We start from the raw sequence: 26,354 nt of genomic DNA on the forward strand, positions 1-26,354 counted from the left end.
AGGTATGTCGCTCGATCGGTCGAGTCGTATCAGCCCTATGGCTCGAATTTGGTCCAGCAGCCCTGCCTGAGCTGCTGTTGGTTCCACAAAGGACTGACGCTGAGTGATCTGCGCCGGTCAGCCGTTCGTGCGGTCGATGACGAAGTCCGGGTACGGGTGCCGCCCGCGCCGGTCGCCGACTTCCGCCACCGCCCGCTGCAGCTGCCGCAGCTGCTCGACCGTCAGCTCCAGCGGCGGCTCGTCCGGCTGGTAGCTCCAGCCCACCGGGTAGTCCTGCCCCGGCGTGGTGCTCATCTCGATGTGGCAGCCCAGCACGTGCGTGACCGGCCGCCGTCCGGCGAACTCCACCAGCCGGTCGATGCTGCGCCCGAAGGCGGCCCAGTCGTTCACGTACAGCCGTCCGGGGTAGACGGTGTCGCCGGTGAGCAGGAAGCCGGTGTGCGGGTCGTAGAAGCTGACCGAGGCGTCGTGGTGGCCGGGGATGGCCAGGCACTCCAGCACCCGGCCGCCGAGGTCGACCAGGGCGGTGCGGTCGGGGTCGGCGTCGAAGCCGAAGAAGGCGTACGCCGGTTCGCGCTTCGCGCCGATCAGCTCGGTGTCGGGCCGGTCGGCGAACTGGCCGTCCCCGGCGGTGTGGTCGCCGTGGGAGTGGGTGTGCAGGACCAGCAGCCGGTAGCCGGGGCGCGGGTGCCGGGCCAGCCAGTCGGCGATCAGCCCGTCGACGACGGTGCGCAGCGGCATGTGCGCCGGGTCCGCGGTGGCGCCGGTGTCGATCAGCACCGCCCGGTCGGCGCCGAACAGCAGGAACAGGAACGGCGCCTCGTAGTGCACCGCCTTGTTCTGGCGCAGCAGGTAGGTGTGCTCGTCGTGCGCGTACACCTGGAGGTCGGGGTCGGTGTTGTACTTGGCCGCCGGCGAGCCGTGGATCCAAGCCACGTCCAGCGGCCGGGCGGCGGGCGGACGCGTGGCGAACGCGATGGGCTCGACCTGCTCGGACATGCGCGACGCTCCTCGTGACCCCGGCCGTGGATGATCATTCACCACTCTACCGGCTGACGTCGATCGAAATCGCTCGTTGCGCGGCGGTCCCGCGCGAAAGACTGATACCTCACCGACCAGGGAGGACACCACGTGACCGCGACCGCCACCGGCGCCACCACCTCGACCGAGGACCCCGACTCAGCCCCGCCCGCGTACGAGCCCGCGCTGCCCGAACTGCGGGCCATGTGGTGGGAGACCGGCATGCGCGCCCGCGCCGACGCGGGCCTGTTCGCCGTCTTCACCGAACTGCCCCGGCTGGTCTCCACCGCCGTGGGCATCAGCTGGAACGCCGACCGGACCCGCACCGTCGTCGTCGGCGCGGCCACCGTCGCCGCGGGTGCGATGGCCACGTTCGGGCTGCTGGCGACGCAGCGGGTCCTGGTCGGACTGTTCTCGGCCGGGCCGACGCCCGACCGGGTCAGCGCCGCGCTGCCCGCGCTGATCGCGCTGGCGCTGGCGACCGCGGCCCGCGCCGGGCTCGGCATCGCCAGCGGGTACGCCCAGAACGGGCTCACGCCCCGGGTGGACCGGGTGGTGGAGCGCAAGCTCTTCGAGACCACCACCGCGGTCCGCCTGGACGCGTTCGACCAGGACGCCTTCGCCGACGACGTCGAGCGCGCCAGCCGGGGCACCGACGCCGCGATGGGCCTGGTGCAGGGCACCATGAACCTGCTCGCGGGCGTGGTGTCGCTGCTTGCCGTCACGGTCGCCGTGATCCTGATCCACCCGCTGCTGCTGCTCGCGCTGCTGGTGGCCACGGTGCCCAACGCGTGGGCCGCGCTCAAGGCCGGCCACCAGCGCTACCAGACGTACGTGGCGGGCTCGGTGCGCCGCCGGCGGCTGTGGATCCTGCACCGGCTGATGGCGGACCGGCAGACCGCCGCCGAGCTGCGCAGCTACGACCTGCGCCAGTTCCTGCTCGGCCAGTACGACCAGGTGATGGAGGTGGAGACCCGGATCCAGCTCGACCTGGCCCGCAAGGTCACCACCACCACGACCGTCGGCTCGCTGATCGGCGGCGTCGCCAGCGGCGCCGTGTACGCGCTGCTCGGCTGGCTGCTGCTGAACGGCTCGATCCCGCTGGCGGCCGCGGCGACCTGCGTGGTGGCGCTCCAGGCGGCGTCCCGGGCGCTGTCGACGGTCACCATCCACGTGGACCGGCTCTACACCGACGGGCGGCACTTCGGCGACTACACCGCGCTGCTGCGCCGCGCCGCCGACCACCTGCCCGACACCTCCGGCACGGTCGCGCCGCCGCCGCTGCGGGAGCTGCGCGCCGAGGCGGTCAGCCTGGTCTACCCCGACCGCGAGACCCGCGCCGTGGACGCGGTCTCGCTGGAGATCAAGGCAGGTCAGACGGTGGCGTTCGTGGGGGAGAACGGATCGGGCAAGTCCACCCTCGCCGCCATGATCGCCGGACTCCGCGTCCCGAGCGGCGGCGTGCTCACCTGGAACGGGGTCCCGCTCGGCGAGCTGGATGCGGCCGCGCTGCGCGGCCGGATCGCCGTCGTCACCCAGGACTACCACAAGTGGCCGTTCACGGCGGCCACCAACATCGCCCTCGGCGACATCGCCGGGCTGCCGAAGCGGGCCCGCATCGAGTCGGCGGCCGCGCGCGCCGCGGCCCACGAGATGATCGTGGCGCTGCCGAACGGGTACGAGACGCTGCTGGACCGCACCTTCGCCCAGGGCCAGGACCTGTCCGGCGGCCAGTGGCAGCGGATCACCGCCGCCCGCGGCTTCCTCCGCGACGCCGAACTGCTGATCATGGACGAGCCGTCCTCCGCGCTGGACCCCCGGGCCGAGGACGCCCTGTTCCAGGCCCTGCGCGACCGCCAGGGCCGGCGCACCACCATCCTGATCACGCACCGCCTGGCCAACGTCCGCCACGCCGACCGCATCTTCGTCATGCACGAGGGCGTCCTGATCGAGTCCGGCACCCACGCCGAACTCATGGCCGCCCCCGCCCGCTACGCCGACCTCTTCACCCTCCAGGCCGCCGGTTACCAGGCCTGACCCCCTCGGCGAGCCGACGGTTCCGGGGAGAGCGCGCGAATTTCGAGTTCGATTCCCGCACTCTCCCCGGAACTGCACGACTGGGCACGGCGCGCGTCAGGCCTCCGTGAGCGGGGTGTCGACGAGGTGCTCGGCCAGGAACCAGGCCTGCATCTCGCCGGTGCGGATGACGTCGGAGACCAGCAGGTCGTTGGTGCCGTCGTCGCCCATCTCGGCGGCGCGCGAGGCGGCGTCGTGCGCGGCGATCAGGATCGACTCGTGCGCCTCCAGCAGCCGGGAGATCATCGCCGGGACCTCCTCGACCCCGTCCGGCGGCCGCTTGATCACGGTGATCTCCGCGATGTGGCGCGGGTCGCCGATGGCGACGCCGCCGAGGCTCTGGATGCGCTCGGCGATGGTGTCGATCAGCTCCAGCTGCTCGCCCGCGTGCTTGTCCAGCAGCAGGTGGAGCTGGTAGAAGGTCGGGCCGCGCATGAGCCAGTGGTGCTTCTTGTAGAGGCTGTAGAGGATCTGGCTGTCGGCCAGCGTCTGGTTGAGCCGCTCGCAGGAGTACATCCGGGCGTCGTGGGACAGCCCGACCGGAAGCTGGCGCACGGTCCCGAACTCCTGGATCTGCACCCCCTTCTGGTGCAGGTTCGGCTGGCTGCCGCCCCGGGCGGAGCTCTTGGCCGGAGTCTTCGAAACCATCGAACGTCTCCTTCACCTCGTCGGACGGCAGCGGCGTGCCGTGTCCGAGTCAACCAGAGTCAGCCCTGGTTGAGCTGCCAGATGCTGAAGTTGAGGGCCGTCGCGAAGCTCACCCACAGCCAGTACGGCACCAGCAGCCAGGTGGCCGGGGCGGAGACCTTCCGGAAGGCCAGCACGGTCGCGCCGATGGCCAGCCACAGCGCCACGATGTCGACCAGCGCGGCACCGCGCTGCCCCGCGCCGAAGAACAGCGGGGTCCAGACCGCGTTGAGCACCAGCTGCACCGCGTACGGCACCAGCTGCGGTCCCCAGCCCACCGCCCGCCAGACCAGCCAGCCGGACAGCGCGATCATCGCGTAGAGCACCGTCCAGACGGGGCCGAACAGCCACGACGGCGGCGCCCAGCCGGGCCGGGCCAGGGCCGCGTAGTCGTCGGCGGGCTGGGCCACGGCCAGTCCGCCGACCACCGCGACCACGGTCACCGCGGCGGCGAACCCCGCCAGGACCCACCACTGCCGCGCCGGCGGCTGCCGTACCAGGTTCTCTGTCATACCTGTGGCATATCCGAGATCCGCGTTAGGGAAACGCGGTTTCCACAAATGCGTCGATTCGCCCCGCCGATTTTCGCCGATGGCGGGGCACCCGCTCGGCCCTCGGGCGACGATGGCCGCATGAGGTACGCACAGGGCACGCCCAACTGGGTCGATCTGGGCAGCACCGACGTCGACGGCTCGGCCGCCTTCTACGGCCGCCTGTTCGGCTGGACCGCCGACGAGCTGGGCCCGCAGGCGGGCGGTTACCGGATCTTCCGCAAGGACGGCAGGCAGGTCGCCGGGCTCGGCCCGGCCACCGACCCCGAGCGGGGCTCGTCCTGGTCGACGTACTTCGCCACCGGCGACCTCGACGACGTCGCCCGCAAGGTGGAGGAGCACGGCGGCCGGGTGGTGGCCCCGGCGATGGACGTGATGGACCAGGGTCGGATGGCGGTCTTCCTGGACCCGACCGGCGCCTTCTTCAGCGGCTGGCAGCCGGCCCGGCACGAGGGGTTCGAGCTGGCCAACGAGCCCGGCAGCGTCGCCTGGAGCGAGCTGATGACCTCCGACCTCGACGCGAGCAAGGTGTTCTACCAGGAGGTGTTCGGCCTCGACGAGCGCGACGTGTCGATGGCCGAGGGGATGACGTACACGCTGCTGGAGGTGGGCGGACGCGCCGTGGCCGGGGCGATGCCGATCGATCCGGCGTGGCGGCCGATGTCCTCGCACTGGTCGGTCTACTTCGAGGTGGACGACTGCGACTCGTCGTTCGCGCAGGCGCTGGAGCTGGGCGCGAACAAGGTCATGCCGCCGGAGAACTCGCCCGCCGGCCGGTTCGCGATCCTGAGCGACCCGCAGGGGGCCGGGTTCTCGATCATCCGCAGCAACCCGGACTTCAGCATCTGAGCCGCGCTCGGTACGTTGATCCCGGTCGGGCAGGCCCGGCCGTCGGGTCGAACGAGGGTGCGGGCGCGATGACGCTGGTGGCGGTGACCGGGGGCAGCGGCAAGCTGGGCCGGGCGGTGGTGCGCGAGTTGCTGGCGCACGGGTACGACGTGGTGAACCTGGACCTGGCCGCCCCGCGGGAGCAGCTCTGCCCGTACACCCGGATCGACTTCACCGACTACGGGCAGGCGGTCGAGGCGTTCACCGCGATCGACAGCCGCTACCGCCGGGTCGACGCGGTGGTGCACCTGGCCGCGATCCCCGGGCCGGGCGTCACCGGCAACGCGGCGACCTTCGCCAACAACGTGACGGTCAGCTACAACGTGTTCGCCGCAGCGCGTGCCGCGGGCATCCGCAACGTCGTCTGGGCGTCCAGCGAGACGCTGCTCGGGCTGCCGTTCGACACCCCGCCGCCGTACCTGCCCGTGGACGAGGAGTACGAGACCCGCCCGGAGACGGCGTACGCGCTGGCCAAGCGGCTCGACGAGGAGATGGCGGCCCAGTTCTGCCGCTGGGAGCCCGAGCTGAAGATGATCGGGCTGCGCTTCTCCAACGTGATGGAGCCCGGCGACTACGCCGCCTTCCCGTCCTACCAGGACGATCCGAAGCTGCGCAGCTGGAACCTGTGGTCCTACATCGACTGCCGCGACGGGGCGCGGGCGGCCCGGCTGGCGCTGGAGTACCAGGTGCCGGGGCTGGAGGTGTTCATCATCGCCAACGCGGACTCGGTGATGCACCGGCCGTCGGCGGAGCTGGCGGGGGAGCTGTTCCCGCAGGTGCCGTGGAAGCGGCCGGTCGCGGGGAACGAGACGCTGCTCTCCATCGACAAGGCGCGCCGCCTGCTGGGCTACGAACCCCGCTACGGCTGGCGTTGACCCGATCCGTCGTGATGCGACACATTCGCCCAGCTCGCACGCATGCCGATGCCCGAATCTGGAAGGAAGACTAACTGTAAGGACTCTTGACTGATCGTTGCCGCCGGGAGAAGGTCACCGGGAGGCAACGATGGGAGTTCATATGTTCCGTACTCTGCACCGTCCGGGGCTCGTCGGGGCGCTCGCCCTCACCCTGGGGGCTGGCCTGATGGCGGCCGTGCCCGCGCAGGCGGCCGGCACCACCGCGGCCGACAAGGCGCCGAAGAAGGTCATCTCGGCGTACTTCGCCGACTGGGACGTCTACGGCCGGGGCTACTTCGTCAAGGACATCCCCGCCGACAAGCTCAACGTCATCCAGTACGCGTTCGGCGTGCCGACGTTCGACCAGGCCACCGGCGCGGTCGGCTGCGGCGTGCTCGACCCGTGGGCCGACTTCCAGCAGGTCTACTGGGGCCCGGAGAACACCGTGGACGGGGTCGCCGACAGCTACCCCGACCAGCGGCTCTACGGCAACTTCAACCAGCTGCGCAAGCTTAAGGCGGCCAACCCGCACCTGAAGATCGAGATCTCGCTGGGCGGCTGGACCAAGTCCACGTGGTTCTCCTCGGTCGCGGCCACCGCCGAGCGCCGCCAGGCGTTCGTCGCGGCGTGCATCGACACCTTCATCAAGGGCAACCTGCCCACCGGCGGCTGGCCGGAGAACGCGGGCGGCATCGGCGCGGCCGCGGGCATCTTCGACGGCATCGACCTGGACTGGGAGTACCCGACCCAGAAGGCCGACAGCAACGTCGACTACGGCCCGGCCGACCGCCGCAACGCGACGCTGCTGGCGCAGGAGTTCCGCCGCCAGCTCGACGCGCAGGGCGCCGCCGACGGCAAGCACTACCTGCTCACGGCCGCCCTCCCGGCGGCCAAGAGCTCCACGAAGTACTACGAGCTGCGTGAGTTCGCCAAGTCCATGGACTGGGTGAACATCATGACGTACGACTTCAACGTGCCCGGCGGGTCCGTGGCCGGTCCGAGCACCCTGTTCGGCCGGGACCCGCGCGACCCGAACGCGGACGACCTGACCTGGAACACCACCGGCACGGTCGCGTGGTACCTGCTCAACGGCGTGCCCGCCAACAAGATCGTGGTCGGCGTGCCCTTCTACGGCGTGCAGTACGTCCGCAACCCCGGCGGCCTGTACGGCCCGTTCGACAACGCCGGGCTGGACCCGGAGGCGGCGAACTGGGACGCCAAGCCGCAGCCGTCCTACCACGACCTGGTCGACGTGGCGGGGGTCCTCACCGCCGACGGCGTCGGGCAGGGCGGGTACACCCGCAAGTGGAACGTGTTCGCGGGTGAGCCGTACCTGGTGAACCCGGCCGCGGTGCACACGCTGGCCGGTCAGTCCGTCACCGCGCCCACCACGATCGTCTACTCGGACCCGAAGTCGATCGGCGAGCGCACCGCACTGATCAAGCTGCTGGGCCTGCGCGGCGCCATGGCGTGGGAGCTCAGCCAGGACTCGAACGACCACGCGCTGATCAGCGCGCTGGGCCCGGTCCTGAACTGATCCACTCGGTCCCGGTCGGCGCGCGTGCCACACGCCCGCCGACCGGGATCACTCGTCCTCGGGCAGCAGCGCCCCGTCCCTCGGGGCGATCGGGGTGGCGATGCGCCACAGCTCCCGGAACCGCGCGATGTTGCGCCGCACCTTCGCCTGGTTGGTGACCAGCTGGGTGCTGGCGATGTTGGTGCGGTTGACGTCGTTGACCGGGGCGGACGGCGACGACTGGTAGCTGATGACGTCGTCGAAGACGATGAAGTCGAAGATCGGCGGGATGAACCCGTTGGCCGAGCGGGTCGGATCCAGCGCCCGGACCTCGATGCTGAGGTCGGTGTGCATCGCCAGCACCTGGTGGAACTTCTCGTCGTGCCACAGGCCCGGCCGGTCGAGCACGAACAGCCGGCGCACCCGTACGTTGCGCGCGATCGCCTCCCGCTGCGCCTCCAGGTAGCGCTGGCCCAGGTCGCTCTGCCACAGGCTGCCGTCGAAGTAGTCCTGACCGCCGACGTCGAGCGTGGTGCTGATCGCGTCGAGGCTCTTGCCCGCGTGCTTGGTCAGGCCGAGCAGCCAGTCCCGGTCCTCGCCGTCGTAGGTGAGGTCGCTGGAGTCGGCCAGCGTCTGCAGCATCTCCGAGAGGCGCTCGATCTCGGCCCGCGCTAGGTCGAAGATCAGCGGGGGCTGGGACTTGATCCGGCGGGCGTGCTTGACCAGCGTGGTGATCGCGTCGGTGTTCAGCGCCGCGGCGTCGACGGCGCCGTAGAGGCGGGTGGCCTCGCTGATCCGCTCGAAGCTGCGGCGCAGGCGCAGCTCGCTGTCGGCCGCGTGCTGGTCGAGGTCGGCCGCCATCCGGGTCAGCCTGCGGTCCACCTCGCTGGCCACCTTGGCGAGATCCTCCTCCACCTCGTCCTCGACCCGGCCGAGGCGCTTCTCCACGTCGTAGAGGAACTGGACGACGAAGGCCAGCCCGGCGACGAACAGGGACACGCCGAAGCTGAGCAGCAGCGGCTCGTTCGCCTGCAGCTTCTCGAACGCCAGGCTGGCCAGGAACGTGGTCGAGAACAGCGCGAGGCTGATGAGGATCTTGATCGGCATGCGTACGACGGTCTCGCGCGGATGCGCCATGCTTCTCCCTGCCACTGGCGTGTCCGGCCCGGTCGACGCTGCACGCGGGCTCAAGTCAATCGATTGATTGCACTCCATCGTGTCGGTCGCTGGCAAGGTTTCCGGACCTGAAACCAACCGAACGTTCACGTGAGGACACTCAACGTAGCCAGGTGGCCGACGGGAGGCGGAAAACCGCTGGTCGGTCTGCCCGGGTGACGGCATATCCTTGCGGGCGTCATGACACCTCAGTCCCGCCCTCCCCAGCCCGCCAGCCCGCTCGTCGAGCTGCGGCGACGCGTCGACCAGCTGATGCCGGCCGACCGGCGCCGGCTCGCCCGGCGCCTCGACGGCGTACGCAAGGTCCGTCCCGGCGAGGCGCTGGACGCCGCCGTGACGCAGATCACCGAGGCGGTGGCGCAGGCGGAGCAGAAGCTCGCGGCGCGGGCCGCGGCGGTGCCGCCGATCACGTACCCGGACGAGCTGCCGGTCAGCCAGAAGCGCGCGGACATCGCCGCCGCGATCCGCGACCACCAGGTCGTGATCGTCGCCGGTGAGACCGGCTCCGGCAAGACCACGCAGCTGCCGAAGATCTGCCTCGAACTGGGCCGGGGCGTGCGCGGCCTGATCGGGCACACCCAGCCCCGGCGGCTGGCCGCCCGCACGGTCGCCGAGCGCATCGCCGAGGAGGTCGGCGTGCCGCTGGGCGGCACGGTCGGCTGGAAGGTGCGCTTCACCGACCAGGTCGGCGACCAGACCATGGTCAAGCTGATGACCGACGGCATCCTGCTCGCCGAGATCCAGCACGACCGCACCCTGTCGCAGTACGACACGCTGATCATCGACGAGGCGCACGAGCGCAGCCTCAACATCGACTTCATCCTCGGGTACCTCAAGCAGCTGCTGCCCAAGCGGCCGGACCTCAAGGTGGTCATCACCTCGGCGACGATCGACCCGGAGCGCTTCGCCGCCCACTTCGCCGGGCCGGACGGTCCCGCGCCGATCATCGAGGTCTCCGGCCGGACGTACCCGGTCGAGGTCCGCTACCGGCCGCTGGTGGTCGAGGGCGATGAGGAGGACGGCGACTCCGAGCGCGACCAGATCCAGGCGATCTCCGACGCCGTCGACGAGTTGGCCACGGAGAAGGCCGGTGACGTGCTGGTGTTCCTCAGCGGCGAGCGGGAGATCCGCGACACCGCCGAGGCGCTGCGCAAACGCAACCTGCGCCACACCGAGATCCTGCCGCTGTACGCCCGGCTGTCCACCGCCGAGCAGCACCGCGTCTTCCAGCCGCACACCGGGCGGCGCATCGTGCTCGCCACCAACGTCGCCGAGACCTCGCTGACCGTCCCGGGCATCAAGTACGTCGTCGACCCGGGCACGGCCCGCATCTCCCGGTACAGCAACCGGCTGAAGGTGCAGCGGCTGCCGATCGAGGCGGTGTCGCAGGCCTCGGCCAACCAGCGCAAGGGCCGCTGCGGCCGCACCTCGGACGGCATCTGCATCCGGCTCTACGACGAGCTGGACTTCGTCAACCGGCCCGAGTTCACCGAGCCGGAGATCCTGCGTACCAACCTCGCCTCGGTCATCCTGCAGATGATCTCGCTGGGCCTGGGCGACATCGCCGCGTTCCCGTTCATCGACCCGCCGGACCGGCGCCACATCGCCGACGGCATGGACCTGCTGCACGAGCTGGGCGCCCTGGAGGCGCCGATGCGCGGCGAGCCGGGCCGGCTCACGCCGCTCGGCCGCCGCCTGGCGCAGCTGCCGGTCGACCCGCGCCTGGGCCGGATGGTGCTGGAGGCCGAGAAGAACGGCTGCCTGAAGGAAGTTCTGATCATCACGGCCGCGCTGTCCATCCAGGACCCGCGCGAGCGCCCCGCCGACCGCCAGCAGGCCGCCGCCGAGAAGCACGCCCGGTTCGCCGACGAGGGCTCCTCGGACTTCATGGCCTTCCTCAACCTCTGGAACTACGTACGGGAGCAGCAGCGGGAGCTGTCGTCCAACCAGTTCCGCCGCCTGTGCAAGACCGAGTTCCTGCACTACCTGCGCATCCGCGAGTGGCAGGACCTGGAGTCGCAGCTGCGCCAGGTGGCCAAGCAGCTCGGCGCGGTGCTCAACACCGTCCCGGCCGCGCCCGCCGCCGTACACCAGGCGCTGCTGTCCGGCCTGCTGTCGCACCTCGGCTTCTACGACGCGGAGAAGCGGGACTTCCTCGGCGCCCGAGGAGCCCGCTTCTCGCTGTTCCCGGGCTCGGCGCTGTTCAAGAAGTCGCCGCGCTGGGTGATGGCGGCCGAGCTGGTTGAGACGTCCCGGCTGTGGGGCCGGGTCGCCGCGAAGATCGAACCCGAGTGGGCCGAGACGCTGGCGCCGCACCTGGTCAAGCGGCAGTACAGCGAACCGCACTGGGAGAAGAAGCAGGCTGCCGTCGTCGCGTACGAGAAGGTCCTGCTCTACGGCCTGCCCATCGTCGCCAAGCGCAAGGTGAACTTCGGCCGCATCGACCCGGTGCTGTCCCGGGAGCTGTTCATCCGGCACGCGCTGGTCGAGGGCGACTGGGAGACCCACCACGACTTCTTCCACGCCAACCGCGACCTGCTGGCCGAGGTCGAGGAGCTGGAGCACCGGGTCCGCCGCCGCGACATCCTGGTCGACGACGAGACCCTGTTCTCCTTCTACGACAACCGGCTGCCCGCCGACGTCGTCTCCGGCCAGCACTTCGACACCTGGTGGAAGGCGGCCCGGCGCAAGACCCCCGACCTGCTCAGCTTCGAGAAGTCGATGCTGGTCAACGCCGCCGCGGGCGGGGTCGAGGAGGAGGACTACCCGGACACGTGGCAGCAGGGGCGGTTCGAGTTGCCGCTGACCTACCAGTTCGAGCCGGGGGCGGACGCCGACGGCGTGACCGTGCACATTCCGCTGCCGCTGCTCAACCAGATCAGCTCGGCCGGGTTCGACTGGCAGATCCCCGGCCTGCGCGAGGAGCTGGCGATCGCGCTGGTGCGCTCGCTGCCCAAGGCCGACCGCCGCAACTTCGTGCCGGTGCCCGACTACGTCCGCGAGGCGCTGGCCGGGGTCAAGCAGAGCGAGGAGCCGCTGCTGGCGGTGCTGGAGCGGCAGCTGCGCGCGATGACCGGCGTGGTCATCTCCCGCGACAGCTGGGAGCCGGACAAGGTGCCCGACCACCTGCGGATGACGTACCGCGTCGAGGACGAGCAGGGCAAGACCCTCGCCGAGGGCAAGGACCTGCCCGACCTGAAACGGCGCCTGCGCGACAAGGCGCAGCAGGCCGTCGCCGCGGCCGCCGACGACCTGGAGATGCACGGCCTGACGAGCTGGACCATCGGCCCGCTGGCCCGCACCGTCGAGCGCAAGCGCGGCGGGTACGACGTCAAGGGCTACCCGGCGCTGGTCGACGAGGGTGCGACGGTCGGCGTCAAGGTCTTCGACTCGACCGGCGAGCAGTGGAACGCGATGTGGCGCGGCACCCGGCGGCTGGTGCTGCTCGCGGCCCCGCCGCCGCTGAAGTCGATCCAGGGCCGACTGTCCAACCAGGCCAAGCTGGCGCTGTCCCGCAATCCGCACGGCGGGGTCGCGCCGCTGCTGGAGGACGTGGTCACCGCCGCGGTCGACAAGGTCATCATCGAGGCGGGCGGCCCGGCCTGGGACGCCGACGCGTTCGCGAAGCTGGCCGCCAAGGCCCGCGCCGAGCTGCCGCCGGCCGTCCTGGAGATCCTGCAGCAGCTGGAACCGATCCTGGCCAGCTGGTACGAGATCGACCGCAAGCTCAAGTCGATCACCAACGTGCTGCTGGTGCGCTCGGTCTCCGACATCCGGGCGCAGCTGACCGGGCTGGTCTTCCCCGGCTTCGTGGCCGGGACCGGGCTGCGCCGCCTGCCGGACCTGACCCGCTACCTGCGCGCGATCGAGCAGCGCCTGGCCAAACTGGCCGAGCAGCCGCAGCGCGACCGCGAGAAGCTGCTGCTGCTCGAGGACGTCCTGCACGAGTACGACGCGGCGAAGGCGTCCACGCGGCCGGGCGCCCCGGGCTGGGACACGGTCGTCGAGGTGCGCTGGATGATCGAGGAGCTGCGGGTCAGCTACTTCGCGCAGACCCTCGGCACGCCATACCCGGTCTCCGACAAGCGGATCTACCGGGCGCTGGCCACCGTACCGGCGAGCTGACCGGGCGCGGGCGCCGTCGAGGCGCCCGCGTCCGCGGGTCAGCGCAGCTCGGCCAGCAGCTTCTCGACCTCGGCGAACTGGGCCTCGGGCAGCGGGCCCAGGGCCAGGGTGGCGAAGTTCTCCTCCGCCTGGGCGACCGTGCGCACGCCCGGGATCGGCAGCGTCCACGGGCTGCGGGCCAGCAGCCAGCCCAGGGCGCCCTGGGTCAGCGTCCGACCGTCGGCGGTCAGCGCCTGCCGCACCCGGTCCACCAGGTCGGCCCACTGCGGGGTCGGCACGCCGTCGGTGAAGTACTGCAGCCACTCCGGCGACTTGCCGCGGATGTCGTCGCCGCCGATCGTGCCCGCGGCGCCGTGGTACTTGCCGGTCAGCAGGCCCATCGCCAGCGGTCCCCGGTTGATCCCGGCCAGCTCGTGGCGGGCCAGCACGTCGACCATGGCCGCGTTGTCGTGCAGCACCGAGTGGTCGTACTGGACCGCCGCGCAGTTCGGTCCCGCCTCGGCGAAGGCGGCGGCGCTCTGCGGATCGTCGGTGCTCCAGCCGTACGCCCGGATGCGTCCCTGGGAGACCAGCTTCTCCAGCGGGTCCACCAGGTCCAGCGCCTGCTCCGGCGGCAGGAAGCCCAGGTGGAGCTGGTAGAGGTCCAGGTAGTCGGTGCCGAGGCGGTCGAGGATGCCGTCCAGGCAGCTCACCAGGTACTCCGGGGTGCTGTCCACGCCGATGGCCAGGCGCTTGGACTCGTCGAAGGTGAACCCGAACTTGCTGGCGACGACCACACTGTCGCGCCGGCCGCCCAGGGCACGGCCGAGCACCCGCTCGCTGTGCCCGGCCCCGTAGTTGCTGGCGGTGTCGAAGAAGGTGACTCCGAGGTCCAGAGCCCGGTGCACGGCGCGGACCGACTCGTCGTCGTCGACCTCGCCCCAGCCCCACGGCTGTCCGTCCGCGTCCCACAGCGGGCCGCCGATGGCCCAGCAGCCCAGGCCAAGTGCGCTGACCTCGATGCCGCTGCGGCCCAGTTTCCGTGTCGTCATGGCAATCAGCCTGACACCTGGAGTGCGCTCCAGGTCAACTACGATATTGCGGTGATTCGCTACACCCCCGCCGAAACGGTGCAGCGCAGCGGCTTCAGCCTCGACACGCTGCGGTACTACGAGCGCATCGGCCTGCTTGAGCACGTCGACCGGACAACCGGCGGCCGGCGGGTCTTCTCCGATGACGACCTGGGCTGGCTCGGCCTGCTGCGCTGCCTGCGCGACACCGGCATGCCCATCAACGTGATGTGCCGGTTCGCCGAGCTGACCAGGCAGGGCGACGAGACCGTCGCCGACCGGGTGGAGCTGCTCGAGCAGCACAGCGTGGCGGTCGAGGCCCAGCTGGAACTCCTGCTGCGCCAGCACGGCCACCTCCGCGAGAAGATCGCCCACTACCGCGCGATCCTCGCCCCCGACGTCTGCTGACGGGGGCGATGGTGCAGTTTCGGGGAAACTGCGCGAATCTTGAACGCTATTCGTGCAGTTTCCCCGAAACTGTCGTCAGTCCCGCTTGACGGTCTGCTGGTCGGCGGGGCGGGCGAGCATGACGGTCGACTCGTCGGGCAGCGGCGGCGGCGCGGCCGGGCTCGCGGCAGGCGGCGCGGCCGGGGGGACCGGGACGGTTACGCCCGCGTCCGGTCCGGCTGCGGGTGCCGTCGGCGCGGTGGGCGACGGCGCGGTGGGCGACGGCGCGGACGCGGCGGGCGGCGCTGTCGGCACCGCCGGGGACACCGGCTGAGTGATACCGGCGACCGGCACGGTCACGCCCGCGACGGGCACGGTCACGCCCGGGACCGGCACGGTCACGCCTGCCTCCGGTGCTGCGGCAGCGGGCGCCGACGGGGCGGGGGACACGGGCGCCGACGGCGCGGGGGCCGAGGGTGCCGAGGGCGTCATCGCGGCCGGGGGCGGGTTCGGGTTGCGGCGGGGCAGCGGCGGCGCGTCCGGAAGCGGGGTGAGCGGCGCGGACGGCTGCCGGGGCGGCACCGGCGCGGACTGCGGCGGCACGGGCACCGTCGGTCCCGCGGGCACCGGCATCGTGGGCCCGGGGGGCACCGGCATCGTCGGCCCGGCCGGGGCGGCGACCGGGGTCGGGCGCGGGTAGTGCAGCGACGGGGCCGGGATGTCGGGCAGCGCGTACGGGTCGGCGGGCATCGAGGTCAGCTGACGGGTGGGGTCCGGGGCGGCCCCGGGCTGCCGGTACTGCTGCGGCGGGTACTGCTGGAAGGCCTGGACCGGGTCGGCGACGCGGCGCCACCGGCGCGGGCTGGTGATGGTGGCCAGCAGCGGCACGCCCAGCAGCACGCCCAGGCCGGTCTGCCCGACGGCACCGGCCAGGTGGATGTCGATCAGCGCGAACGTGTCCTGGTAGGACCTGCCGTCCGCGAGCGCCCACGCGCTGGTGCCCAGGAACGCCAGTCCGCCCAGCGACGGGCCGACCGGCGACAGCCGCACCAGCAGCAGCACGGCGTAGAGGATGCCCGCGAGCAGCAGCGCGCCCAGCGCCGCGGCCGCGTCGAGGAACGCGTCGGCGGCACCGCCCGCGGCCATCGTGGTGTTGAACGCGCTGAGACCGGTACCGGTCAGCAGGAAGATCGCGGGAGCGAAGATCAGCGTGAGCAGCAACGATCCTAGGTGGCGCACCATGCCTCCGGGTTCTACAGGTTGGCCTGCGGCGCGCTCCAGGATGGCGCATCAGCGCCAGGCCTGTGCGCGGGGGTCACCGGAAGCTCCAATGTGGCTGTCGGCTCCAGCTGCTGCGGTGCCGGGTGCTGCGGTGCGGAGTGCTGCGGTGCCACCGGCTGCGGCCAGCCGGGCTCGATGGTGTGGACCGGCTTCGGCCAGGCCCGCCAGCGGCCGGGGCTGAACACCGCGACCAGCAGCAGGGCGCCGACGGCGGCCAGCAGGCCGGTCTGCAGCGGCAGGGTCAGGTCGGCGCGGTAGCCGCCGATCTTCCAGCCCCAGTCGAGCGCCTGCAGCGTCGCCACCGGCTGCGCCAGGAACCAGGCGGTGAAGCCGAGGTACACCAGGGCGGTGAACAGGGGGCCGACCGGCGACTGGCGCAGCGCGCCGATGAGGCCGAGCACCAGGCCCGCCCCGGCGAGGACGGCGAGGCCGACCCACATGCCGGTGGGCACGTCGGGCGACACGCTGACCGCCAGCATGGCCTGGCCCTGTGCGGCGGCGGCCCAGGCGAGCGGTGTGATCACGATTGCGGCGAGGAGGCTCCATACGTGACGCATGTGCGGCACCTTACTGTTTTCCGGTTGCGCTGGCATCACGGCCGGAGGCAGGCCGTACGGTGAGGGCGTGATCTCTCCGGAGCAGGGCCGCCCGACCGCGTTCTCGCGGGTCACGCTGAGCCGCATCATGACCAACCACGACGTCAACCTGTACGGCACCGTGCACGGCGGCGTGATCATGAAGTTCGTCGACGACGCGGCCGGGGCCGCCGCCGCCCGCCACTGCGGCTTCAACTCCGTCACCGTCTCCATCGACGAGATCGCGCTGATGGTGCCCGTACGCGTCGGTGACCTGGTACACGCCAAGGCGCAGGTCAACTGGACCGGCCGCACCTCGCTGGAGCTGGGCGTCTCGGTGTGGGCCGAGCGCTGGAACGAGGCCGGGCGCGCGCCGGTCAACGTCGCCACGGCGTACCTCGTCTTCGTGGGCGTCGGCCCGGACGGCGAGCCGCGCGAGGTGCCGCCGGTGCTGCCGGAGACCGAGGAGGACGAGCGGCGCTTCCGCGAGGCCGAGATCCGCCGCGAGCACCGGCTGGCCCGCCGCCGCGCCATCGAGAGCCACCGCGCCGACCTGCGCTGACTGTCGGCGGCCGACATGCGCGTCCGGTGACCGGTGTGCGCCGGGTACACCGTCCCCGGGCCGCCCGGCCCGGAGAATGATCGGGCGGGCCATGCGGCAGGATGCGAGTGCGGTGTACGACGGCGTACGCGGGAGGAGATCACGATGACCAGGGTGCTGTGGACCCCACCAGCGGATGTCAGGCAGAACTCCCGCATCGGCGACTATCTCGGCTGGCTGGACAAGCAGCGCGGGCTGACCTTCGCCGACTACGCCGAGCTGTGGCGCTGGAGCACCGAGGACCTGGCCGGCTTCTGGTCGTCGATCTGGGAGTACTTCGACGTCGTCGCGCATGAGCCCGCGACGGCTGTGCTGCCCGACGCCACCATGCCGGGCGCGAAGTGGTTCCCCGGCACCACCCTGAACTACGCCGAGAACGTGCTGCGCATGCCGGGCGTCGGCGACGACGAGCCCGTGGTGCTCGGCTACTCGCAGACCCGCGAGCCGCTGATCCTCACCGCCGCGCAGCTGCGCGAGCAGGTCCGCCGGGCGCGCGCCGGGCTGCGGCGGCTCGGCGTCGGCGAGGGCGACCGGGTCGCGGCGTACCTGCCTAACATCCCGGAGACCGTGGTGCTGATGCTGGCCACGGCCAGCCTGGGCGCGATCTTCTCGTCCTGCGCGCCGGAGTTCGGCACCCGCAGCGTCACCGACCGCTGGCAGCAGATCTCGCCGAAGGTCCTCGTCGCCGTCGACGGCTACCGGTACGGCGGCAAGCTGATCGACCGGACCGGGGAGGTCGCGGCGATCCGGGCGGCGCTGCCGTCGCTGGAGCACGCCGTCGTGCTGTCGTACACCCAGGGGGCAGCGGGCCTGGGCGAGCTGGCCGCGGACACCGACGAACCGCTGGTCTTCACCCCGGTCCCGTTCGCCCACCCGCTGTACGTGCTCTACTCCTCCGGCACCACCGGCCTGCCCAAGCCGATCGTGCACGGCCACGGCGGCATCCTGCTCGAGCACCTGAAGATGCTCGCCCTGCACCACGACCTCGGCCCCGGCGACCGCTACTTCTGGTTCTCCACCACCGGCTGGATGATGTGGAACTACCTGGTCTCGGGCCCGGCCGTGGGCGCGGCGGTCGTGCTGTTCGACGGCAACCCCGGCGCGCCCGACCTGGGCATGCTGTGGCGCCTGGCCGAAGAGGCGGGCATGACCTACTTCGGCACGTCCGCGCCGTACCTGCTGGCCTGCCGCAAGGAGGGGCTGGTGCCGCGCGAGGTCGCCGACCTGTCGAAGCTGCGCGGGCTCGGGTCCACCGGGGCGCCGCTGCCCGCCGAGGGCTTCGAGTGGGTGTACGACTCCGTCAACCCCGACCTGATGCTGCTGTCCCTGTCCGGCGGCACCGACGTGTGCACCGGCTTCGTCGGCGGCACCCCGCTCAACCCGGTCTACGCGGGCGAGATCGCGGCCCGCTGCCTCGGCGCGAAGGTCGAGGCGTTCGACGGGGCCGGGCATCCGGTCCACGGCGCCCTCGGTGAGCTGGTCATCAGCGCGCCGATGCCCAGCATGCCGGTCGCCTTCTGGGGCGACACCACCGGCGAGAAGTACCGCGAGGCGTACTTCGACGTGTTCCCTGGCGTATGGCGCCACGGCGACTGGATCACCATCACCGACCGGGGCACCTGCGTGATCACCGGCCGCTCCGACGCGACCCTGAACCGGGGCGGGGTGCGGCTGGGCACGGCCGAGTTCTACTCGGTGGTCGAGGGGATGGACGAGGTCGCCGACTCGGTCGTGGTGCACCTGGAGGACGACGAGGGCGGCGCGGGTGAGCTGCTGCTGTTCGTGGTGCTGACCCCGGGGCTGGAGCTGGACGACGCGCTGCGCGCGAAGATCGCGCGGGAGCTGCGTACGGCGCTGTCGCCGAGGCACATCCCCGATGTGATCTACCAGGTGGCGGCGGTGCCGCGCACGCTGTCGGGCAAGAAACTGGAGGTGCCGGTCAAGCGCATCCTGACCGGCACCCCGGTGGAGTCCGCCGCGGCCAAGGGGGCGCTGGCGAACCCGGAGTCCCTCAACGCGTTCGAGGATCTCGCCCGCACTCGCGCGGCCTGAGTCCGCGCGGGGTTCGGTGCAGTTTCGGGGAAACTGCACGAACGCGGTGCTGCATTCGCCCAGTTTCCCCGAAACTGCATGCTGGCCGCACGGGCTTGACTTCGACGCTGGCCTATCTAGAGGACGGATCGGCGAAAATTGTCCACTAGATAGGCCAGTGTCTATGTAAAGCAGGCGGCGCCCGGGTCAGGGGATGATCTTGGCGCGTTCCGTGGTGGCGCGGCTGTCCAGGATGCCGGGGGCGGTGCGGTGGGAGAGGACGAGGGTGGCGCCCGCGGCCAGGGGGGCGGTCAGCCAGTCCAGGGGGCGCGGGTGGGCGCCCAGGTCGATCAGCACCCGCTCGCCGCGCTGGATGTCCAGCTCCTTGGCCCGCGCGACGGACCGCTCGGCCAGCTCGGCGTGGGTGATCGAGCCGCCGCCCCCGGGCAGCCCGACCAGGGCCGCCGCGCCGGGGTCGGCGGGCGGGCCGCCGTAGAAGTCGCCGTGGGCGCGGGCCGAGCTGACCCAGTCCGACACCCCGGCGGGCAGCCCGCGCAGCGGCAGCGCGAACGGGTGCAGGCCGACGGCGTACGTGTCGGGGGCGGTCGGGGCGGTGGCGTCGCCGCCGGTGAAGGCGACGTCGGCGGGCAGCTCGGCGGAGTGGGATACGGCCAGGCCGGCGGTCCACGAGGCGAGCATGATCGCGGCGGTCTGCCAGTGCGGCGGCAGCGAGATCGAGGCCACGCTGCCGGGGCCCAGCCCGAGGCCGTCCACCAGCAGGTTCGCCGTTTTGGACACCCAGTTGGCCAGGGTCGCGCCGGACAGTTCGGTACGTTCGCCGGTCGCGTCGTCGTACCAGGTGAGGAGGGGGCGGGCCGGATCGGCCGACACCGTGGCGGCGAAGAGCTGACTGATAGTCGACACGAGGTCAGGCTACCGACAACGCCGCGTCGTGGACCTTGCCATGGGGTATGTCGGGCGTAGTCTGAGACGTGACTGCTGTGAAACAGCGCACAGTCTCACAACCGCAGAGCGGCGGTCGACTGGGCTGCGCTGCACACCCCCACAAGGAGTGTTCACCGTGACGATCGCTCGCTCTCCCCGGGTGCTGGTCGATGCCACCAGCGTCCCCGCCGACCGCGGCGGGGTGGGCCGCTACCTGGACGGCCTGCTGGGCGCCCTGGCCGACCGCTCCGACGTCGACCTGGTCGTGGTCTGCCAGCGCACCGACCAGGAGCGCTACGCCCGTACGCTGCCGCACGCGCAGGTCGTGGCCGCTCCGGCCGCCGTGGCGCACCGCCCGGCCCGGCTGGCCTGGGAGCAGACCGGCCTGCCGCTGCTCGCGCAGCAGGTCGGCGCGCAGGTGCTGCACTCGCCGTTCTACACCTGCCCGCTGCGGTCGGGCTGCCCGGTGACGGTGACCGTGCACGACGCGACGTTCTTCACCGAGCCCGAGCACTACGACAAGTCGCGCGGCACCTTCTTCCGCTCGGCGATCAAGACGTCGATGCGCCGCGCCGAGCGGGTGATCGTGCCCAGCAAGGCGACCCGCGACGAGCTGATCCGGCTGCTCGACGCCGACCCGACCCGCATCGACGTGGCGTACCACGGGGTGGACCACACCGCGTTCCACGTGCCGGGCGAGGACGAGAAGGCGCGGGTGCGGGCGCGGCTGGGCCTGGGCGAGGCGTCGTACGTCGCGTTCCTGGGCGCCAAGGAGCCGCGCAAGAACGTGCCGAACCTGGTGCGGGGCTGGATCGAGGCGGTGCGCGACCGGGTCGACCCGCCTGCGCTGGTGCTGGCCGGTGGCCAGGGTCACGACGACGAGATCGACCGGGTGGCCGCCGAGGTGCCCGCGCACCTGCGCCTGCTGCGGCCGGGCTACCTGCGCTACGCGGACCTGCCGGGGTTCCTGGGCGGGGCGGTGCTGTGCGCGTACCCGAGCCATGGTGAGGGTTTCGGCCTGCCGATCCTGGAGGCGATGGCCTGCGGGGCGCCGGTGCTGACCACGCCCCGGCTGTCGCTGCCCGAGGTGGGCGGGGACGCGGTCGCCTACACCGGTGCCGATGCCGAGGCGATCGCCCGCGACCTGTCGGCCCTGCTCGACGACGACGCGCGCCGCTCGGCGCTGGCCGCCGCCGGGCTGGCGCGGGCGAAGGAGTTCAGCTGGAACTCCAGCGCCGACGCCCACATCAGCGCCTGGCAGCGCTCCCTCCGGCAGTACGCCTGACGGGGGGAGTCCCTGCTCCCGGGCGAGGCGAGTTGCCCGCTCCGCCCGGTCAGGCAGAATGGTCGGATGCTGCACGCCGTAATCCCCGCTGGTGGGAGTGGGACGCGCCTCTGGCCGCTGTCGCGCGCCACGCACCCGAAGTTCCTGCACCCGCTGACCGGTACCCCCGACACGCTCATCCAGGCCACCGTCGCCCGCCTGGCGCCGGTCGCCGCCATCGGGGACACGTACGTCGTGACCGGCACCGCCCACGCGGCGGCGATCGCGCGGCAGCTGCCCGACCTGCCCGAGTCGAACATCCTGATCGAGCCGAGCCCGCGCGACTCCTGCGCCGCGATCGGCCTGGCCGCCGCCGTGATCGCCCGGCGCGACCCGGAGGCCGTCATGGGCTCGTTCGCCGCCGACCACCTGGTGCGCGACACGGCCCGCTTCGCCGAGGTGCTGCGCGACGCCGAGGCCGGCGCCCAGCGGGGCCTGCTGATGACCATCGGCATCACCCCGACCCACCCGGAGACCGGCTACGGCTACCTGCAGTGCGGCGCCGTGGTCGACGGGCCGGTCCGGGTCGTCGACGAGTTCAAGGAGAAGCCGTCGCGCGAGGTCGCGGCCCAGTACCTGGCCTCGGGCCGGTACCTGTGGAACGCGGGCATGTTCGTGTGGCGGGTCGACGTGTTCCTGCGCGAGCTGGCCCGCCAGCAGCCCGGCCTGCACGACGGCCTGGTCCGCATCGCCGCCGCCTGGGACACCGACGACCGCGACCGCGTACTGGGTGAGATCTGGCCCACCCTGACCAAGATCTCCGTCGACTACGCCGTGATGGAGGGGGCCGCCGCCGCGGGCCTGGTCGCGACGGTGCCCGGCGACTTCGGCTGGAACGACATCGGCGACTTCCACACCCTGGGCGAGGTGCTGCCCGCCGACGAGAACGGCAACGTGGTGGTCGGCGACGACGCGACGCTCGACGGCGGCAAGCCGGAGGTGCTGCTGCACGACTCCCGCAACGTGGTCGTGGTGCCGCAGTCGGGCCGCCTGGTGGCGGCGCTGGGGCTGGAGAACATGATCGTGGTCGACACCCCGGACGCGGTGCTGGTCTGCGACCGCGCCCGCGCCCAGGACGTGAAGAAGCTGGTCGACGACCTGAAGGAGCGGTCCGACCCCCGCATCTGAGTGCGGTCGCCCGCTCGCGCCTGCGGCAGGCCCGTGGCGGCGGGTGCCTAGGGTGGGGATCATGGAACTGGTCGAGTTGGCGGCGGCGGGTAACGAGGCGAGTGACCTGCTGCGGGTGGTCGACGCGGGGCTGCTGCGGGAACTGGGGGCGCGGCGGGCGTACTGGACGGTGCTGGACGAGGGGCCGGTAGAGCGGTGCCTCGCCCTGATCGTCGAGCGGTCGGACGGGTCGTGGCACGCCCAGCACGTCGAGGCCGAGGCGGGCGCGCACGCGGGGCGGACCGAGGACGCCGAGGCGCTGGCCCGCCACGACGGCTGGGTGTACGTGCTCGGCTCCCACTTCGGCTCCAAGGCCGGTCCGCTGCGGCCCAAGCGCGCGTTCGTGGCCCGGTTCCGCGAGTCGGCCCGGCCGGAGCTGGAGATCGTGCGGCACCGGTTCGCGCTGCACCGGGCCATCAACGACGCGCTGGCCGAGCTGGTGGCCACCGGGCATCCGGTGGCGCCGGGGGCGGTCGATCCGGCCGTACACGACGGTTTCATCGAGCAGACGCTGCGCCGCGGCACCGCCCGGGGCAAGGCCTGGGTCGCGCAGCTCGCGGCGGGCGACCACCCGGTGAACATCGAGGGCGCCGCCTTCACCGGGCGCGGCACGCTGCTGGTCGGGCTGCGCTGGCCGGTCACGGCCGCGGGTGAGCCCGTGCTGGTCGAGCTGGCCGGCGTGCCCGGGCTGTTCGACGGCGGCGCGGTACGGGTCGCCGGCGTGTACGCGCTGACCGGCACCGGCGCCGGCCCGCTGGGCGTACGCGCGCTGGCCGCCCGCCCCGACGGCGCCTACGACGCGGTCGTCGGCTCGATCGACGCGCTGGACAAGGGCTCGGTGCTGCTCGAACGGCATCCGCACGCCCGGCACGCCACCTGCCGCCACGTCCGCTTCGAGCTGCCCGGGCAGCCCGGCCCGGCGCTGCTGCGGGCCGAACCGGTGGCGGACCTGGCGCCGCTGCACCACGTGGAGGGCGTGTCCGAACGGGACGGCAGACCGATCTACGTCACCGACGAGGACCACCGCATCGGGCTGTGGCTCTGACGGGAGATTCGCGGCCGGGCGGGCTGATGTGACGGAGCGGCCGACCGGTCTGCCCCCCGGCACCCGGCCGGCCGCTACCGTGCCCCGTACGCCCCCGTACGGTCGGCGGCGCTGTGCGCCGCTCGGCTCCCCAGGCCGGACAACAGGATCGCGCACCGCGCCCCGTCGGGTCCACGACTTTCAGTCATGACTTAAAGACCGAGGTCGGTTCCGTCGGTATCCTCGTCAAGGTCACCCCCACCCCGGAGTCCACATGCTGCGGATCCACTTCACCGGCACCGATCTGGTCCGCACCCGCGTGGCCCTGCGGCCCGATCCGATGTGGGAGCTCGCGCTCAGCATCCACCTGCTGCGCATGCGCCGTACCGATCCGCTGCTGACGACGTGGAAGAGCGAGACGGTGGCCCGGCTGCGCCCGGCCGGCCCGCTGCGCGCCGAGGTGGCCATGCTGCTGGCGCTCAACCCGCCGGTGGGCTACTTCCCCGACTTCCTCACCCCGCCCGAGGCGGCCGCGGGCATCGACGCCGGGCTGGACGCGGTGCTGTCCACACCCCAGCCCCGGCTGCGCCGCGAGCTCGACGTCCTGGGCGGCACGCGCGGATCACTGCCCCCGGCCGTGGACGACCTGCGCCGGGGGAGCCGGTCGGCCGTCGCCGAACTCGGCACGGCGATCAGCCGGTACCACCGGGCCGCGATCGAGCCGATGTGGCCCCGGCTGCGGGCCAGCGTCGAGGCCGACCGGGGCATGCGCGCCCGCACCATGCTCGACCAGGGGGTGGAGGGGCTGCTCAACGACCTGCACCCGTCGCTGCGGTTCGACGGCGGGACGCTGTCGGTGGCCGGTTACCCGTCGCACCGCGACGTGCACCTGGACGGGCGGGGGCTGCTGCTGGTGCCGTCGTACTTCAAGACGAACACGAAGCCGGTGACGCTGGTCGACCCGGAGCTGCCGCCGGTACTGGTGTACTCGGTGCACCCGGCGGCGCGGCTGGCGGTCGCGGCGCCGGGGGAGGCGCTGACTGGGCTGCTGGGGCGTACCCGGGCGGCGGTGCTGGAGCTGGCGGCGGCCGGCAGCACCACGACGGAGCTGTCCCGGCGGCTCGGGGTGTCACCGGCGGCGGTGAGCCAGCACGTGACGGTGATGCGCGACGCGGGTCTGATGCTGAGCACCCGCACCCGCAACACCGTCCAGCACACCCTGTCCCCGCTGGGCCAGGCCCTCCTCGCCGGCGGCTGACCGGCGCAAGGAAGGGCCCCTTCTTATCGGTTTCCGTAGTAGAAGGGTCCCCTCTTAACCCTCACTGCGCCTGTTCGCGGCCCAGGGCGATGGCTTCGGCGGTGCCCATGGAGAACAGGTCGTGGGCGGCGTCGCGGACCAGGGTCTCGACCGCGCCGGGGCCGTCGGTCGTGGCCGTGATCAGGCCCCGGACCACCGCCACCGGTACGCCGTCGACCTTCCCCTTGACCAGCTCCGCCGCGGCGGCCAGCTCGTCCACGACCGCCATCTGCGTGATGTGCAGCTCGTTGCCGTACGGGTCGGTCTCGCCCCGGTGGTCGCGCAGCGGTCCGATGCCCGCGCAGCCCAGGGCCACGTCGGTGAGCCCGTTGCGCCAGGGCCGCCCCATCGTGTCGCTGATGATCACCGCGACGTCCAGCCCGTACCGCTCGCGCATGACGGTGCGCAGGTCGCGGGCCGACCGGTCCGGGTCGACCGGGAGCAGCACCAGCTGGGACCGGTCGACGTTGGAGGCGTCGATCCCGGCCGAGGCGAGCACGAACCCGTGGTGGGTCTGCACGATGCGGGTGTGGCCGCGGGTGGCCACCGGCCGGGCGGTCTGCTCGCGCAGCACCCGCTCGCGCGCCGCCTCCCGCTCCGGCCCGGCCTGGGGCACGTCGACCAGGTTGCCCTCGGCCTTGGACACGATCTTGCTGGTGACCACGAGGATGTCCCCGTCGGCCAGCCAGGGCGCCGCCTCGGTGATGAGCTTGGCGAGGTCGTCGCCGGGGCGTACGTCGCCGATGCCGCGCACCGGGTGCACGCTGTAGCCGCCGATCACGACAGTCCTCCCAGTTCCAGCGCCGCGCGGACCATCGCCGCGGTCGCGTCCTCGTCGGTCATCCACAGCGGCGCCGCGCCCACGCGTACGCCCGGGACGTCGGTCGCCGCGTCGGTGGAGTCGACCAGCCACGCGTCGAGCACCCCACCGGCGGTACGGGCCCCGAGCAGCCGTCCCACGCCCTCGGCGGTACACGGCACGTCCAGCGCGGCCAGGCACCTGTCCGCCATGCCGCGCACCGGGCTGCCGCCGATGACCGGCGACACGCCGACGACCGGCGCCCGGCCCGCGACCAGCGCGTCGCGCAGCGGGGCGACGGCCAGCACCGGCGCGACCGAGACGACCGGGTTGCTCGGCGCGACCAGCACCACGTCGGCCGAGTGCAGCGCGTCGAGCACGCCCGCGGCGGGCTTGGCCGCGTCGGCGCCGACGAAGACGAACCGCTTCGCGGGCACCTGGGCGCGGTGGCGCACCCACCACTCCTGGAAGTGGATCGCCTGCTCCGCGCCGTCGAGCTCGGTGACCACGTGGGTCTCCAGCCGGTCGTCGGTGGCGGGCAGCAGCGTCAGGCCCGGCTGCCAGCGGTCGCACAGCGCGGCGACCACGGCCGACAGCGGGTAGCCCGCGTTCAGCATCCGGGTGCGGACCAGGTGGGTGGCGATGTCGCGGTCGCCGAGGCCGAACCAGGTGGGCTCGGCACCGTACTTCGCGAGCTCCTCCTTGACGGTCCAGGTCTCGCCCGCGCGGCCCCAGCCGCGCTCGGGGTCGATCCCGCCGCCCAGGGTGTACATCACCGAGTCCAGGTCGGGGGTGATGCGCAGCCCGTGCATCCACACGTCGTCACCCACGTTGACGACCGCGGTCACCTCGGCGCCGCGCGTACGGGCGTACGCCCTTACCCCCGCGAGGAACCGCGCGCCGCCGATGCCGCCTGCCAGCACCACGATCCGCATGCTC

21 protein-coding genes and 1 pseudogene are annotated in these 26,354 nt (G+C 72.3%); 12 read left to right on the forward strand and 10 right to left on the reverse strand.

The window, feature by feature from the left end:
* Positions 1-117 precede the first annotated feature (117 nt).
* Positions 118-999, reverse strand: coding sequence for an MBL fold metallo-hydrolase (locus tag QEZ54_RS05725; protein WP_281303393.1), 882 nt, complete (start codon positions 997-999; stop codon positions 118-120).
* A 207-nt stretch (positions 1,000-1,206) separates the two neighbouring features.
* Here QEZ54_RS05725 and QEZ54_RS05730 point away from each other — a divergent pair, with 207 nt between their 5' ends.
* Entirely contained in the window at positions 1,207-3,057 is a 1,851-nt protein-coding gene (locus QEZ54_RS05730) for an ABC transporter ATP-binding protein (protein WP_281303557.1), read from the forward strand.
* A 96-nt stretch (positions 3,058-3,153) separates the two neighbouring features.
* Here the strand turns inward: QEZ54_RS05730 and QEZ54_RS05735 are convergent, their stop codons facing one another.
* Together QEZ54_RS05735 and QEZ54_RS05740 are read right to left on the reverse strand one after the other, a co-directional pair.
* Positions 3,154-3,744 (reverse strand): DNA starvation/stationary phase protection protein, encoded by a 591-nt coding sequence (locus tag QEZ54_RS05735; protein WP_281303394.1) that lies wholly within the window; start codon positions 3,742-3,744, stop codon positions 3,154-3,156.
* 59 nt (positions 3,745-3,803) lie between these two features.
* Positions 3,804-4,295, reverse strand: coding sequence for a TspO/MBR family protein (locus tag QEZ54_RS05740; protein WP_281303395.1), 492 nt, complete (start codon positions 4,293-4,295; stop codon positions 3,804-3,806).
* 120 nt (positions 4,296-4,415) lie between these two features.
* On the opposite strand from QEZ54_RS05740, the gene QEZ54_RS05745 reads away from it, so the two are divergent.
* The 3 genes from QEZ54_RS05745 (at position 4,416) to QEZ54_RS05755 (ending at position 7,655) form a co-directional block, all read left to right on the forward strand.
* Complete coding sequence (locus tag QEZ54_RS05745; RefSeq protein ID WP_281303396.1) at positions 4,416-5,183, forward strand: VOC family protein; 768 nt, start codon at positions 4,416-4,418, stop codon at positions 5,181-5,183.
* Positions 5,184-5,251: 68 nt separating this feature from the next.
* On the forward strand, positions 5,252-6,097 hold the full coding sequence (locus QEZ54_RS05750) for an NAD(P)-dependent oxidoreductase (protein WP_281303397.1): 846 nt from the start codon (positions 5,252-5,254) through the stop codon (positions 6,095-6,097).
* A 142-nt stretch (positions 6,098-6,239) separates the two neighbouring features.
* Positions 6,240-7,655, forward strand: a complete 1,416-nt coding sequence (locus QEZ54_RS05755; protein WP_281303398.1) for a glycoside hydrolase family 18 protein — start codon at positions 6,240-6,242, stop codon at positions 7,653-7,655.
* Between the two features lie 48 nt (positions 7,656-7,703).
* Here QEZ54_RS05755 and QEZ54_RS05760 read toward each other — a convergent pair whose 3' ends face one another.
* On the reverse strand, positions 7,704-8,771 hold the full coding sequence (locus tag QEZ54_RS05760) for a hypothetical protein (protein ID WP_281303399.1): 1,068 nt from the start codon (positions 8,769-8,771) through the stop codon (positions 7,704-7,706).
* Positions 8,772-8,990: 219 nt separating this feature from the next.
* Here QEZ54_RS05760 and hrpA point away from each other — a divergent pair, with 219 nt between their 5' ends.
* Positions 8,991-12,935, forward strand: a complete 3,945-nt coding sequence (gene hrpA / locus QEZ54_RS05765; protein WP_281303400.1) for an ATP-dependent RNA helicase HrpA — start codon at positions 8,991-8,993, stop codon at positions 12,933-12,935.
* A gap of 38 nt (positions 12,936-12,973) precedes the next feature.
* Here the strand turns inward: hrpA and QEZ54_RS05770 are convergent, their stop codons facing one another.
* Positions 12,974-13,966 (reverse strand): aldo/keto reductase, encoded by a 993-nt coding sequence (locus QEZ54_RS05770; RefSeq protein WP_281303401.1) that lies wholly within the window; start codon positions 13,964-13,966, stop codon positions 12,974-12,976.
* Between the two features lie 51 nt (positions 13,967-14,017).
* On the opposite strand from QEZ54_RS05770, the gene QEZ54_RS05775 reads away from it, so the two are divergent.
* Entirely contained in the window at positions 14,018-14,392 is a 375-nt protein-coding gene (locus tag QEZ54_RS05775; RefSeq protein ID WP_281303402.1) for a MerR family transcriptional regulator, read from the forward strand.
* A gap of 75 nt (positions 14,393-14,467) precedes the next feature.
* On the opposite strand, the gene QEZ54_RS05780 is transcribed toward QEZ54_RS05775, so the two are convergent.
* Positions 14,468-15,613 (reverse strand): hypothetical protein, encoded by a 1,146-nt coding sequence (locus tag QEZ54_RS05780; RefSeq protein WP_281303403.1) that lies wholly within the window; start codon positions 15,611-15,613, stop codon positions 14,468-14,470.
* A gap of 11 nt (positions 15,614-15,624) precedes the next feature.
* On the reverse strand, positions 15,625-16,209 hold the full coding sequence (locus tag QEZ54_RS05785) for a hypothetical protein (RefSeq protein ID WP_281303404.1): 585 nt from the start codon (positions 16,207-16,209) through the stop codon (positions 15,625-15,627).
* Between the two features lie 127 nt (positions 16,210-16,336).
* Here QEZ54_RS05785 and QEZ54_RS05790 point away from each other — a divergent pair, with 127 nt between their 5' ends.
* Together QEZ54_RS05790 and QEZ54_RS05795 are read left to right on the forward strand one after the other, a co-directional pair.
* On the forward strand, positions 16,337-16,789 hold the full coding sequence (locus QEZ54_RS05790) for a hotdog domain-containing protein (RefSeq protein WP_281303558.1): 453 nt from the start codon (positions 16,337-16,339) through the stop codon (positions 16,787-16,789).
* Positions 16,790-16,933: 144 nt separating this feature from the next.
* Entirely contained in the window at positions 16,934-18,880 is a 1,947-nt protein-coding gene (locus tag QEZ54_RS05795) for an acetoacetate--CoA ligase (RefSeq protein ID WP_281303405.1), read from the forward strand.
* Positions 18,881-19,066: 186 nt separating this feature from the next.
* Here QEZ54_RS05795 and QEZ54_RS05800 read toward each other — a convergent pair whose 3' ends face one another.
* Positions 19,067-19,783, reverse strand: a complete 717-nt coding sequence (locus QEZ54_RS05800) for a TIGR03089 family protein (protein WP_281303406.1) — start codon at positions 19,781-19,783, stop codon at positions 19,067-19,069.
* Between the two features lie 157 nt (positions 19,784-19,940).
* Between QEZ54_RS05800 and QEZ54_RS05805 the strand changes: the two genes are divergently transcribed.
* From QEZ54_RS05805 to QEZ54_RS05820, 4 genes are all read left to right on the forward strand, one after another.
* On the forward strand, positions 19,941-21,089 hold the full coding sequence (locus QEZ54_RS05805; RefSeq protein WP_281303407.1) for a glycosyltransferase family 1 protein: 1,149 nt from the start codon (positions 19,941-19,943) through the stop codon (positions 21,087-21,089).
* A gap of 66 nt (positions 21,090-21,155) precedes the next feature.
* Entirely contained in the window at positions 21,156-22,256 is a 1,101-nt protein-coding gene (locus QEZ54_RS05810) for a sugar phosphate nucleotidyltransferase (RefSeq protein ID WP_281303408.1), read from the forward strand.
* 61 nt (positions 22,257-22,317) lie between these two features.
* Complete coding sequence (locus tag QEZ54_RS05815) at positions 22,318-23,340, forward strand: hypothetical protein (protein WP_281303409.1); 1,023 nt, start codon at positions 22,318-22,320, stop codon at positions 23,338-23,340.
* 253 nt (positions 23,341-23,593) lie between these two features.
* On the forward strand, positions 23,594-24,577 hold the full coding sequence (locus QEZ54_RS05820; protein ID WP_281303410.1) for a winged helix-turn-helix domain-containing protein: 984 nt from the start codon (positions 23,594-23,596) through the stop codon (positions 24,575-24,577).
* 67 nt (positions 24,578-24,644) lie between these two features.
* Here QEZ54_RS05820 and QEZ54_RS05825 read toward each other — a convergent pair.
* Positions 24,645-25,379 (reverse strand): annotated as a pseudogene (locus tag QEZ54_RS05825) (coenzyme F420-0:L-glutamate ligase); the annotation flags it as partial.
* A 14-nt stretch (positions 25,380-25,393) separates the two neighbouring features.
* Positions 25,394-26,350 carry a 2-phospho-L-lactate transferase gene (cofD, locus tag QEZ54_RS05830; RefSeq protein ID WP_281303411.1) on the reverse strand — a complete coding sequence of 319 codons (957 nt, stop codon included), beginning with the start codon at positions 26,348-26,350 and terminating at the stop codon, positions 25,394-25,396.
* Positions 26,351-26,354: the final 4 nt, after the last annotated feature.

This window comes from Catellatospora sp. KI3 (assembly GCF_029948125.1).
Lineage (GTDB): Bacteria > Actinomycetota > Actinomycetes > Mycobacteriales > Micromonosporaceae > Catellatospora.